The sequence below is a fragment of the Mesorhizobium sp. M5C.F.Ca.IN.020.29.1.1 genome (assembly GCF_003997375.1).
GTDB classification, from domain to species: Bacteria; Pseudomonadota; Alphaproteobacteria; order Rhizobiales; family Rhizobiaceae; genus Mesorhizobium; species Mesorhizobium wenxiniae.
This window is the reverse complement of the sequence record NZ_RZSW01000160.1, coordinates 1-11,548: the sequence shown is the minus strand read 5'-3', so window position 1 is coordinate 11,548 and position 11,548 is coordinate 1. Positions and strand designations below refer to the sequence as shown.

Genomic DNA, 11,548 nt, shown 5'->3' with positions numbered 1-11,548 from the left:
GATACCACTCACTGGGAGGTGCAGAGCTGTCACCCGTCCATTGACACTCGGCAACGCTCCCCCTGCACGAGACCGTCAAAAACTAGGATAGATGAGCCTCGATAGCAAAGTCCAACTTAAGTTCAGGAACGCGTGAGTTGCACCTTGAGCGCTGTGATTGCGTTAAATATACATACAAGGCCTGCGCTGATCATTGGAATCACAAATAACGCGCGATCAGGCCGACGACACAATTTACTATCCGCGAGGCCGAAAATTGGACTATCCGAACCCGCACAGCGCCGACGCCTCAGCCCTGGGGTTTCTCTATCAGGCGCAATACGCTCTCCTGAGACTGTGGAAGGAACAGAGCGACGACGCTGTGGTCTTTCTTGAAACGCTCGACGATGTCGTTCTAAAGACGAACGGAGAGACGATCCTTGAGCAACTCAAGCATTCGCTTTCCGAAAAGCCGGACGCGATCACGGTGGCCAGTCTCAATGTATGGAAGACGTTAAAGGCGTGGATCGACGTGCTTCCGAACCTGGACCTTCCCCGGACATGGCTCCACCTCGTCACCGTCGCGGAAATTTCGCCAAACTCCCCCCTCCAAGTTCTTCTAAGCGAGACCGAAAGCAGGGACGAACTCGTCGCTGCACTTAAGGAGGAAGCTCGACGCGTCATTCAGGAAAGGACATCCGCCGCTGCTAATCGGACGCTCCTGCCGCACACCAAACGAGCTCCTGCATGCGAAGCATTCTTAAAACTTTCCGACGACGTCCAGGCCGAGATCCTGTCGAGGGCGCGCATAATGCCCGGCCAGCAGAACATCAGGCAAATCGAGAACGAACTTGCCAAAACGCTGACATCGGTGCTCTCGAAAGATCAGTCGCAGGTAGCCGCCCTGATGGTGGAATGGTGGAACCGTCAAATCATCCATGCGCATTGCGGGAAGCGGGACAAGGCTATCCCTCGTTTTGAGCTCGTGAAGCGGCACATGGAGATCGTCGCCGACATCGAGCATGACACCCTCGTCGACTATTTTGCGGTCGAACTCCCTCCCGAATCCCATAAGTCGCACCCCATGGTCGCGAACCAGATAAGTTTGGTGGGCGGCACCGAAGCGGAATTTAGAAGGGCCGTCACGAACGAATGGCGGGCTCGCGAAACCCGTTCGCGTTGGTCGACCGAAAATCCTTGGCGACGGGAGCTGATTGCCAGATACGACGACCGTCTGGCCGAGGAATGGTGCGACCGCCACGTTGACATTTGCCACGAGTGCAACGGACTCTCTGAAGAGACGAAGCAGTCGAAGGGACGCGCGCTACTAAAGTGGAGCCATTATGAGGCGCCGGACAAGATCGAGTCCATCGCCCCGAGCGTTACCACGCCGAGCTACATCAGAGGCACTTACCAGGTCCTTTCGATCGATGGCCGGGTGGGCTGGCATCCCGACTATGTCGCGCTTCTGGGATTCAAGTAATGAACATTGCGTATGACCTGTTCGCAGAGACCAACCCTGCATTCGGCACGTTCGGTCTCCTCGGCTTTTGCCGGAAATACGTGGCGGCTTCGAGAGGGAAGCCACCAACTCTCGCATTGGCTTACTTGGCCCTGCCTATCGCACTGTCCGATGACCTGGAGACGTCTTTCCTGGAGACCGCCGCCACAACTGGTCTTCTCTCCTGGCTGAACCGCTATCCGGACGTACGTCTCGATCTGAGCGTCCGTCTCGACGCTTCGAAGGAGATCGTCTCCGCCGCAATCCGGTTTGGTCTTTGTTCAAGGGCTCTCGCTCTTGGAAATGCTGGGACCATCGAGCCTGGTCCCCGGGCGCCCTCGACAACGCCGGTGGACAACTTACCAGAGAACCCCAAACGGGCGATCAAACGAGCCGAGCGGCTCGGCAGCTGGATGGGCAAGGCCGGTTCGGCAGGATCTATTTTTTCAGCATTCGGAGTGACGCCGTGACCCGTTGGAACGTTCGTGAAATCGCACTCTACGGCGTTGGTGCCAGACGCCGGACGATCGAGTTCGATATCGATAAGGTGAACGTCATCACGGGCGCTTCCGGGACGGGCAAGTCCGCGATCATCGACGCTATCGACTACTGCCTGGGGTCAACAGATTGCCGGCTCCCGTTCTTCGTGCGCGGGCATGCTGTGGCCGTCGCCGTCCACTGGGTGCTGGGTGACAGCAATCTCATCGTCGGCAGAAAGATTCCGGAGTCCGGGAGCGGCACCAACCAGACGTTCGTGAGGACCGGGAAGAACCTAAGGCTTCCGAATACGTCCGAAGGACTCGAAGGTCCGACGAACCGCGATACGGCGCGCGCGATGATCGAGAAGTCGTTCGGGATTCAGGATACGGACGATCCTGCCGTCGCAGCCAAATCCGAGAAAGGACGCGCGACTATTCGTGACGTGACACCCTACCTGTTCCTGTCGGGCGACATCATCATCAGCAGAGAGACCTTGTTGCACGATTTGCACCGCCCCGAGAAGGCGCGGGACATCAAAGCGACAATGCCGTACTTTTTGGGCGCGGTGAATCAGACGAGCGTTCTTGCCGCACGGAGGCTCCGCCAACTAGAGGCTGCCCTCGGCAGGATAGAACGGGAAGCCAAAGCCCAGGAGCGAAGCCAAGGTCTTCTGACGCAGCGTTCCATAGCCCTTCTCACCCAGGCCGAAGGCATCGGTCTCATCGCCGAGCTACCTTCGTCAGACGCATCCGACCAGCTCCTGCTCGATCAGCTGAGGGGCGTCGCCGAGAACGGCGTCTTGACGCCCGCTTCCGGGGACAGCGAAACGCGCGCCGTATTGGAGGAGGAGCGAAGGCAGCTCGTGTCCGAACTACAGACACTGCGCGAAAAGCGGCAGATGCTGAGGCGAACCATTCGTGAAGCGGCGGGCTACGGCACTGCGGTGTCGGGACAGTCTCACAAACTCAAGCTGGTCGAGCACCTCAAGCTGGGCGACGGGCGCTGCCCCGTGTGCGATGCGGAAAATGCAGCGGGTCTGGCTATGGCAGAGCAGATCCAAAACTCCTTGACAATCGTGGCGCACGAAGTCCTTGCGGTCGACGTTATGCGCCCTCGCCTTGACGACCATTCCGGCCACGTCGAAAACCAGATCGGTTCAAGATCCGGCCGCCTCAGGGAGGTCGAGGCCCAACTCAGCGGGCTGCTCCGGGTCGAGGAGGAATCCGCAGGCGCAGCATCGCTCCTGCAGGAACGTGCGAGGGTAGTAGGACGCATCGACCAATTTCTGGAGACTACCGCTAGAGACTACGAGATATCTTCGACGAATACAGCCTCGCTTGAATCCGAGATCGAAAATCTCAGGGACCAAGTGGATCCACAGGCGCGGCGAGAGCGTCTGCGCGACGCCGAAAACATGGTGAGCAACTTTGCGACGGACATGTTGGCAGACCTTCCCACAGAGGTGCCGGCCACCGGCGCGCGCGTCGTTTTCTCGTCCGCGCCCAGCCTTTCGCTTATCGAGCCGACGCGACGAGCGGTACTCGCGATGGCGGAGGTCGGTTCGGACCAGAACTATCTCGCGATGCACCTCGCGCTGTCGTTCTCTCTCCAGAAGCTCTTCGAGACTATGCGCGCGCCCGTCCCGGGCCTTCTCGTAATTGATCAGATCAGCCGCCCCTACTACCCCAAGGGTGGGGATGAGAAGCGACTAAAGGAAATGGAAAAGGACGACGACCAAGTTGCGATGCAGAAAATAGTCCGGTTCCTTTTCGAAGAAACCGCGCGCAGGGCCGGACTTCAGGTCATCCTGATCGAGCACGCCTACATCGAAGAGGATCCGGAATATGTCGCGGCGGTCAAGGGTCGATGGACAAAAGCATCGGGCGTGAAGCTCATACCTTCCGACTGGCCTAATCGGAACTGACAACATGAGGAGAATTACCGAATGAAGTGTTCACGGAAGTTCGGAATTAGGTACCAGCTGCCGCTAAACTAGGTGCCCGTCAGGAGCCTCGCTAGCGCTCATAGACTGTCGCGCGCAGCCAACCCGAGGGCTTCGCCAACAGTTCGTGCCTGGTCACGATACGGTCGAATCCTTTTGGCTATGTCCTCGAATTCTCTCCTATCCTGAGACTGCCGGGCGGGGCGATCATCCCAGCGTGCGATAATCTCGTCGAAATCGTCGAAAGTCAGTTCGCCGCGCCGCTTCTTGTCCCAGCGTAGCTTGCCCTTGCCGTCCTTATAAGGCACCGAGACTCGTTTGCCGATGCGATAATCACCGAACATATCGGAGCCGTTGTCGGTGGCGCTGGTTTTGGCGCGACAGTTGTTTCTGATAAGTGCCCGCAGACCCAAACCTATGACCTGGTTTTGAATCTTTTCGAGGCGCTGAGGATGTTCACTAAGAACCGTGTTAACGATCTTATCGACGGAAAAGCGCTGTTCCCGAGACGAATTCTCGATTAACCGTTCAAGGAAAGAGTGAAACTCGCGTAGTTCCAAATTGCTCATCAACCGCTCCCGCAAATTAGAACGCTAAGTGACTGGCGCTTATAGAACAAGTCAAGAACAACTCATATTTATTCACAGCTTGCCGGTGGCTGCCGGCAACTTCGCAGCTTGAATGGCGACCGGCAGACGAATTCATGGGTTTCGACCTCCGCCGCCTTGAAATCTTTTTGGTCGCTTTCATCATTCAGTGTCTCCACAAGAAACGCATTCCGCGAGGCAATAAGACAGGCGCGTCCCGAAGCCTGTTGAATAAGGCGCAAGGCGAAAAGCCGTGAAGTGTTAGGGGCCAAGGTCAGTATAGAGCCGCGTAGGCCACCCGATATTATGTCTGGCGATCTCAGAGCACCCCAGAAGGACAATCGCTGCCCGCATAGTAGATCGAGTTTACCCGCGCCTTCCTGCGTTCTCAATTTTTTCCAGATAATCTGCCCACCACTGCATCATCCTGGCACGTTCTTCCCAATGCTCCGCCCGGGCATAGGCGCGCCGAACGTTATTATTTTCAATGTGAGCAAGCTGTCGCTCTACGGCGTCTGGATGCCACTTGCCGCATTCGTTTAGCAGAGTTGATGCCGTTGCTCGGAAGCCATGGGCCGTTGCTTCATTCTTGCTATACCCCATGCGACGCAGGGCGGCGTTAAGTGTATTGTCGGAAATCGGGCGGGCAGCCGATCGCACACTTGGAAACAGCAGCGTGCCGATCTCGGAAATTTTTCTAAGCTCCGCCAGGATACACACTGCCTGCCTTGAAAGAGGCACGCGCTGCGGTCGTCGCATTTTCATTCGTGCTTCCGGAATGGTCCACACCGAACTTTTGAAATCGAACTCGTCCCATTCAGCGGCGCGAAGCTCACCGGGACGGGGAAACAGCAGCGCCATTAGCTTCAGAGCCGCTCGGGTTGCGGGCTGCCCGTCAAATGACTCGATTGCACGGAGCAAACCGCCCAATGCCTTCGGATCAGTAATGGCGGCACGTGGCGTCACCGTTGGCCTGATGAGCGCACCCCTTAGCGCGGACGTTGGGTCTGTGTCCGCGCGTGCGGTCGCGATGGCATATCGAAAGACGCTGCCAATCGTCGAGCGCAGTCGTCTGGCCGACTCGTATCGACCGCGGACCTCCACGGTGCGAAGAGCGGCAAGAATATCGGCGGCATCAAGTTCCCGGATGCATTTGCCGCCACACGTGGGATAGGCGAAATCGAGCAGCCATTTGACCTTGGTGATTGTCCGGTCGGCACGTCCCTCTTTCTTCAGCTTGTCTACATACTCCTCCGCGATTGAACGAAACGTGTCCTCCGCCGAACCAGCCTTTCGCGATTTGCGGTCCTGCGCAGGGTCGATCCCAGTTCGTAAGAGACGTTTGGCGTCGTCGCGCGCTTGGCGCGCCTCGGCCAGCGAAACGAGTGGATAGCTGCCCAAGGCCAGGAGCTTCTGCTTGCCGTCGAAACGATAGGCGAGACGCCATAGGCGGGATCCAGTGGGCTGCACCCAGAGCTGGAGCCCACCTCCGTCAGACAGTTTCAAGAGTTTTGAAGAGGATCGTGCGTTTCTGCATTTCACGTCAGAAAGGGCCATTTTTGGAACCTCCCATTGGCGGCTTCGATACCATCAGGATGTCCAATACCAACGAAAATACCACCCCTCCGCCTCGTTGGACCAAATACGCCGAGACTCCGTGAAACGCGCTCTCGTGCGCCCTCAGTGCGAAAAAGAGCTGCGATTCCAAGGGTCTAAAGAGCCTGGAGCGTAGAAGCTGCGATGAAAGGAAGTGTCGGGAGAAGAGGGGATGGTGCCCAGAGGCGGATTCGAACCACCGACACGCGGATTTTCAGTCCGCTGCTCTACCAACTGAGCTATCTGGGCCTGTCCGGCACGCGGGCAGTTCTGCACGCCGGATTTCTCGAAAGCGCCGCAGGCGCTCCTTGAAAGCGCGTGGGTTATAGCACGGGAATCCGGCCTGTCCAGCGCTTAAGCGTTGATTTCAAGCGGGAAACGAGCAGTTGCCCGATAGGCGGATTCATGGGACGCGGTCGAGGCCCGCAGGCTGCTCTGAACAGCCTCATTTGGCAGGGTCCCTCATTTGGCAGGGTCGTTGTCCGGTTCGTCCTCGTCGTCGCGGGCCGGAATGACGTAGGCGCCCTTGAGCCAGCGGTTGAGGTCGATCTCTTTGCAGCGCACCGAGCAGAACGGGTAGGTCTCACGCGCCGACGGCTTTCCGCATTCGGGGCAGGGCCGCTTGGGGCGCAGCGGCGTGACCTTGTCGTCCGAGCTCATGACCGCCCCGAACTCATGGCCGAGCTGACTGCCATTTGGCATGCACCTTGAAACCCTCGCCGGTCAGCAGCGCCACCGTCTCGTAGAGCGGCAGGCCGACGACGTTGGTGTAGGAGCCGACAAGCTTGACCACGAAAGCGCCGGCCAGCCCCTGAACGGCATAGCCGCCGGCCTTGCCGCGCCATTCTCCCGAGGCGACATAGGCGTCGATCTCGGCGCGCGGCAGCCGCTTGAAACGCACCCTGGTCTCGACCAGCCGCTGGCGCAGCTTGCCGCCCGGCGTGATCAGGCAGATGCCGGAATAGACCCGGTGCGAACGGCCGGACAGCAGGCCGAGGCAATTGGCGACGTCGTCGAACGTTTCGGCCTTGGGCAGGATGCGCCGGCCGACTGCGACCACTGTGTCGGCGGCCAGCACGAAGCTGGGCACATAGTCCTCTTCCGCCTGCAGCGAGGCCAGTGCCTTCTCGGCCTTTTCCTTCGACAGGCGCTTGGCCAGCGAACGCGGATGCTCGGCGCGCAGCGGCGTCTCGTCGACACCGGCCGGCAGCACGCGATCCGGCTCAATGCCGGCCTGCTGCAACAGTTCGATCCGGCGCGGCGAACCCGAGGCAAGCACGAGCTTCTGCAAAATGCTCATCGCGATCCCGGCCGAACTCTGACGATTTTACTTGAAACGGTAGGTGATGCGGCCCTTGGTCAGGTCGTAGGGTGTCATCTCGACCAGGACCTTGTCGCCGGTGAGCACGCGGATGCGGTTCTTGCGCATGCGGCCGGCCGTGTGGGCGATGATTTCGTGTTCGTTTTCGAGCTTCACCCTGAACATCGCGTTGGGCAACAATTCCGTCACGACACCCGGAAACTCGAGGACTTCTTCCTTCGGCATTCGATACCTTTGCTTGGATGGGATTCCCAGCGCCCCGGCCGGAATTTGCGCGGAACCTATATGATAATCGTGCGCTTGTGAACGCTTAATCAGCGCCGTTTTTTGCTTCCGGCTCTAGGAAACGGTGGCCGATTCGCGCCCTTAGCCGTTCGCGCACCTCGCGATAGGCGGCCATGATCTGCTCACGCGTGCCGCTGACGCCAGTCGGGTCCGGCATCGGCCAATATTCGACATCGACGGCAAGCGAGCGGGTAAGCTCGAGCGCGGTGTGATGCGCTTCCGGCGACAGTGTGACGATCAGATCGAAATAGTCGTCCTCGAGATCGTCCAGTGTCCTCGGGTGCCGTTCACCCAGGGAAAGCCCGTCCTCGGCCAGCACGGCGTCGACGAACGGGTCGCGTTCGCCGCCGCGCACCCCGGCCGACGCCACGAAGGTGGTGGCCGGAAGCACCTGGCGCGCCAGCAGTTCGGCCATCGGCGAGCGCACCGCGTTCATGCCGCAGACAAACAGGATCGAGCGGGGCAGGATCGAGCGGGGCAGAGGGGCTGGCAGTTCAGCCTCGCCAGTGCAGCACGCAGACCAGCGTGAACAGCCGGCGCGCCGTGTCGAAATCGATTTCGATCTTGCCGGCCAGCCGGTCCATCAAGGTCTGTGAGCCCTCATTGTGCAGCCCGCGCCGGCCCATGTCGATCGCCTCGATCTGGCTGGGGGTCGAGGTGCGGATGGCGTCGTAATAGCTTTCGCAGATCATGTAATAGTCCTTGACGATGCGCCTGAGCGGCGTCAGCGACAGGATGTGGGTGACCACGGCAGCGCCGTCCTCGCGCGTCACTGCGAAGACCAGGCGGGATTCGGCCAGCGACAGTTTTAGCCGATAAGGCCCCGCGCCGTCGTCATTGACCGGCTGGAAGCTGTTTTCCTCGATCAAGTCGAAGATCGCCACCGCCCGCTCATGCTCGACATCGGGCGTCGAACGGCCGATCGATTCATCGAGTTCGACATCGATCAGCTTGGCATAGGTTCGATCGTAGTCCGACATGTCAGTCTACATGTTCAGCCGGATGGCGACGGAGCGTCCATGCGCGTCGAGGCCTTCCGCCTTGGCCAGCGCGATGGCCGCCGGCGCCAGCGCCCGCAACTGCTCCGGCCCGAGCTTCAGGATCGAGGTGCGCTTGATGAAATCGAGCACCGAAAGACCGGACGAGAAGCGCGCCGAGCGCGCCGTCGGCAGCACGTGGTTGGAGCCGCCGACATAGTCGCCGATGGCTTCCGGCGTGTGACGGCCGAGAAAGACGGCACCGGCATTGCGCATCCGCGCCAGGAAGGCTTCTGGCTCGTCGATGGCAAGCTCGACATGTTCGGCCGCGATGCGGTCGACCAGCGGCAGTGCTGCCTCGATTTGGGGAACAAGGATGACGGCGCCGAAGTCGCGCCAGCTCGCCGCCGCCGTCTCCCCGCGCGGCAGGCTCTGCAACTGGCGTTCGACCGCCTGTCCGACCGCCGCGCCGAAGGCGGGATCGTCGGTGATCAGGATCGACTGCGCCGACACGTCATGCTCGGCTTGGGCAAGCAGGTCGGCGGCGATCCAGTCCGGATCGTTGCTGCCGTCTGCCACGACAAGCACTTCCGAAGGCCCGGCGATCATGTCGATGCCGACCGTGCCGAACACCTGGCGCTTGGCCGCGGCGACATAGGCATTGCCGGGGCCGACGATCTTGGCGACCGGCTTTATCGTCTCGGTGCCATAGGCCAGCGCCGCGACCGCCTGGGCGCCGCCGACGCGGTAGATTTCGGATATGCCGGTCAGATCCGCCGCCACCAGCACCAGCGGATTGATGATGCCGTAGGGCGCCGGCACCGCCATGACGATACGCTCGACGCCGGCGACCTTGGCCGGCACGGCGCTCATCAGCACCGAGCTTGGATAGCTCGCCGTGCCGCCCGGCACATAGAGCCCGACCGCCTCGATCGCCGTCCAGCGCGAGCCGAGCTCGACGCCGGCAGCGTCCGTGTAGCGGTCGTCCTTCGGCCGCTGCCGCTCGTGATGGGAACGGATCCGGTCACGGGCGAATTTAAGCGCCTCGATCGTCTGCGGGTCGGCCGCATCATAGGCCTTGGCGATGTCCTCTTGCGACACGGCCATGCCGAGGCCTTTCAGATCGGCCTGCTCGAATTTCTGCGTATACTCGATGAGCGCCGCGTCGCCCTCGGCGCGCACCCGCGCGATGATCGCGCGCACCACGGCGTCGACGTCCGCCGAGACCTCCCGCTTGGTCAAAAGGAACGCGGCAAAACGCTGCTCGAAATCGGCATCGGACAGACGAAGGGTGATGGCCATCTTGTGTACTCAGGCTCTGTGGAAGGGGCGCGACGTCGCCTCCCAGGCGCCGCCGATGTCAGCGAGCCGCGCCTCGATGCACTCGACATCGAGCATGATCGCGCCGCCGCCTGAAAAGATCAGCTCGACAATGCCGGCCGGCTTGTCGAGGGCGACGAAGCTGATCGCCAGCAGCGACAGCACCTCGTCCGGCTTGTCGCGGGCAATGCCGCTGGTTTTGGCGCCCAGCACACGGTCGAAATGCAGCACGCTTTGCCGCCGCTCATTGTGCTGGCGGAACAGGCCCGTTTTCGCCTCCCAGACGAAGCGGTTCATCGTCATCACGAAGCGCTTGGCCGCCGGCATGTATTCGAGGTCGCCGACCTTCAGCACGGCGTCCTGGACATGGGCCGAAACGATGCTCAGATCCTGATCGTCGAGCGCGACAAGCTTGAGAGCCATGCGGATTTCACACCTGAAGGTTGGTTTTCAGCCCTCTGTTAGAGCATGAACCCAAAAAGTGGAAACCGGTTTTTGGAAAACGTCGTGCTCCAGACAGGAATCCAGCCGGTTTTGGCGATCCGTGCAACCGCGCCAAGATCAAATACTGAAGCCCTGGAATCCCGATTGCCTAAGCCGAAATCCGCTCGATCACCGCGCCGCAGCCGGACAGCTTTTCTTCCAGCCGCTCGAAGCCGCGGTCGAGATGGTAGACCCGATTGACCGTGGTCTCGCCTTCGGCCGCCAGGCCGGCGATGACCAGCGACACCGAAGCGCGAAGATCGGTCGCCATGACCGGCGCGCCCTTCAGCTTCGAAACGCCGTCGACGATCGCCGTCTGGCCGGACAGTGTTATGTGGGCGCCGAGCCGGGCAAGCTCCTGCACGTGCATGAAGCGGTTTTCGAAGATCGTCTCAGTGATGCGCGACTTGCCCTTGGCCATCGTCATCAGGCCCATGAACTGCGCCTGCAGGTCGGTCGGGAACGCCGGGAAGGGCGCTGTCGTCACGTCGACCGGCGCAATGCCGGCGCCGTTGCGCCTGACGCGGATGCCGGAATTGGTCTGCGTGATCTCGGCGCCGGTCTGGGAAATCACGTCGAGCGCGGTCTGCAACAGGTCAGCCCGCGCGCCTTCGAGCATGACGTCGCCGCCGGTCATGGCGACGGCCATCGCATAGGTGCCGGTCTCGATGCGGTCGGGTATCACCCGGACGCGCGCGCCCGACAGCGCTTCGACGCCGTCGATGGTGATGGTCTCGGTGCCGGCGCCATAAATCTTGGCGCCCATGGCGTTGAGGCATTCGGCGAGGTTGACGATCTCGGGCTCGCGGGCGGCGTTTTCGAGCACCGTCTCGCCATTGGCCAGCGACGCCGCCATGACAAGCACATGGGTGGCGCCGACCGACACTTTCGGGAAGACGTAGCGGTTGCCGACAAGACGGCCGTTCCTGGTCTTGGCGATGACATAACCGGTGTCGACGTCGATATCGGCGCCGAGCACCTGAAGGCCTTCCAGGAAAAGATCGACCGGGCGCGTGCCGATGGCGCAGCCGCCAGGCAGCGACACCTTGGCCTCGCCCATGCGGGCAAGCAGCGGGC

Annotated in this window: 13 protein-coding genes and 1 tRNA gene; 3 read left to right on the top strand and 11 right to left on the bottom strand. The window is 60.9% G+C overall.

The genetic code is table 11. From position 1 onward, the window contains the following. Positions 1 to 256: 256 nt before the first annotated feature. From EOA85_RS15000 to EOA85_RS14990, 3 genes are read left to right on the top strand one after another with little or no spacing between them, the layout of a single operon-like run. Complete coding sequence (locus EOA85_RS15000) at positions 257 to 1,462, top strand: ABC-three component system protein (RefSeq protein WP_127209994.1); 1,206 nt, start codon at positions 257 to 259, stop codon at positions 1,460 to 1,462. After that, complete coding sequence (locus tag EOA85_RS14995; RefSeq protein ID WP_127209992.1) at positions 1,462 to 1,950, top strand: three component ABC system middle component; 489 nt, start codon at positions 1,462 to 1,464, stop codon at positions 1,948 to 1,950. The genes EOA85_RS15000 and EOA85_RS14995 overlap by 1 nt, the downstream gene beginning before the upstream one ends. Then, a complete protein-coding gene (locus tag EOA85_RS14990; protein WP_127209990.1) occupies positions 1,947 to 3,884 on the top strand; it encodes a DUF3732 domain-containing protein in 1,938 nt (645 codons plus the stop codon). Before EOA85_RS14995 ends, EOA85_RS14990 begins: the two co-directional genes overlap by 4 nt. 98 nt (positions 3,885 to 3,982) lie before the next feature. Here EOA85_RS14990 and EOA85_RS14985 read toward each other — a convergent pair whose 3' ends face one another. The 11 genes from EOA85_RS14985 to murA all read right to left on the bottom strand — a co-directional run. Then, on the bottom strand, positions 3,983 to 4,471 hold the full coding sequence (locus EOA85_RS14985; protein ID WP_127209988.1) for a hypothetical protein: 489 nt from the start codon (positions 4,469 to 4,471) through the stop codon (positions 3,983 to 3,985). Positions 4,472 to 4,855: 384 nt separating this feature from the next. Continuing rightward, positions 4,856 to 6,046 carry an integrase arm-type DNA-binding domain-containing protein gene (locus EOA85_RS14980; RefSeq protein ID WP_127209986.1) on the bottom strand — a complete coding sequence of 397 codons (1,191 nt, stop codon included), beginning with the start codon at positions 6,044 to 6,046 and terminating at the stop codon, positions 4,856 to 4,858. A 212-nt stretch (positions 6,047 to 6,258) separates the two neighbouring features. Further along, positions 6,259 to 6,334: transfer RNA gene (locus EOA85_RS14975), tRNA-Phe, on the bottom strand. A 213-nt stretch (positions 6,335 to 6,547) separates the two neighbouring features. After that, complete coding sequence (gene yacG, locus EOA85_RS14970) at positions 6,548 to 6,745, bottom strand: DNA gyrase inhibitor YacG (RefSeq protein ID WP_029348517.1); 198 nt, start codon at positions 6,743 to 6,745, stop codon at positions 6,548 to 6,550. Between the two features lie 13 nt (positions 6,746 to 6,758). Then, positions 6,759 to 7,385, bottom strand: a complete 627-nt coding sequence (locus EOA85_RS14965; RefSeq protein ID WP_029348516.1) for a Maf-like protein — start codon at positions 7,383 to 7,385, stop codon at positions 6,759 to 6,761. A 27-nt stretch (positions 7,386 to 7,412) separates the two neighbouring features. Continuing rightward, a complete protein-coding gene (gene infA / locus EOA85_RS14960) occupies positions 7,413 to 7,631 on the bottom strand; it encodes a translation initiation factor IF-1 (RefSeq protein ID WP_006200926.1) in 219 nt (72 codons plus the stop codon). Between the two features lie 85 nt (positions 7,632 to 7,716). Further along, positions 7,717 to 8,184, bottom strand: coding sequence for a low molecular weight phosphatase family protein (locus EOA85_RS14955; RefSeq protein ID WP_277569143.1), 468 nt, complete (start codon positions 8,182 to 8,184; stop codon positions 7,717 to 7,719). 1 nt (position 8,185) lies between these two features. Next, positions 8,186 to 8,671: a UPF0262 family protein gene (locus EOA85_RS14950; RefSeq protein ID WP_029348511.1), complete on the bottom strand. Its 486-nt coding sequence runs from the start codon at positions 8,669 to 8,671 to the stop codon at positions 8,186 to 8,188. Positions 8,672 to 8,677: 6 nt separating this feature from the next. After that, entirely contained in the window at positions 8,678 to 9,970 is a 1,293-nt protein-coding gene (hisD, locus tag EOA85_RS14945; RefSeq protein WP_127209984.1) for a histidinol dehydrogenase, read from the bottom strand. A 9-nt stretch (positions 9,971 to 9,979) separates the two neighbouring features. Next, positions 9,980 to 10,411: a DUF2948 family protein gene (locus EOA85_RS14940; RefSeq protein WP_065009241.1), complete on the bottom strand. Its 432-nt coding sequence runs from the start codon at positions 10,409 to 10,411 to the stop codon at positions 9,980 to 9,982. Between the two features lie 169 nt (positions 10,412 to 10,580). After that, positions 10,581 to 11,548: UDP-N-acetylglucosamine 1-carboxyvinyltransferase (murA, locus tag EOA85_RS14935; protein ID WP_127209982.1), on the bottom strand; the 968-nt coding region annotated here is incomplete at its 5' end.

Bases quoted from the DNA above. Each gene is read 5' to 3' on its own strand.
- EOA85_RS14995 (WP_127209992.1), top strand. From the start codon at position 1,462: ATGAACATTGCGTATGACCTGTTCGCAGAGACCAACCCTGCATTCGGC.
- EOA85_RS14985 (WP_127209988.1), bottom strand. From the start codon at position 4,471: ATGAGCAATTTGGAACTACGCGAGTTTCACTCTTTCCTTGAACGGTTA.
- EOA85_RS14980 (WP_127209986.1), bottom strand. From the start codon at position 6,046: ATGGCCCTTTCTGACGTGAAATGCAGAAACGCACGATCCTCTTCAAAA.
- yacG (WP_029348517.1), bottom strand. From the start codon at position 6,745: ATGAGCTCGGACGACAAGGTCACGCCGCTGCGCCCCAAGCGGCCCTGC.
- EOA85_RS14965 (WP_029348516.1), bottom strand. From the start codon at position 7,385: ATGAGCATTTTGCAGAAGCTCGTGCTTGCCTCGGGTTCGCCGCGCCGG.
- infA (WP_006200926.1), bottom strand. From the start codon at position 7,631: ATGCCGAAGGAAGAAGTCCTCGAGTTTCCGGGTGTCGTGACGGAATTG.
- EOA85_RS14950 (WP_029348511.1), bottom strand. From the start codon at position 8,671: ATGTCGGACTACGATCGAACCTATGCCAAGCTGATCGATGTCGAACTC.
- hisD (WP_127209984.1), bottom strand. From the start codon at position 9,970: ATGGCCATCACCCTTCGTCTGTCCGATGCCGATTTCGAGCAGCGTTTT.
- EOA85_RS14940 (WP_065009241.1), bottom strand. From the start codon at position 10,411: ATGGCTCTCAAGCTTGTCGCGCTCGACGATCAGGATCTGAGCATCGTT.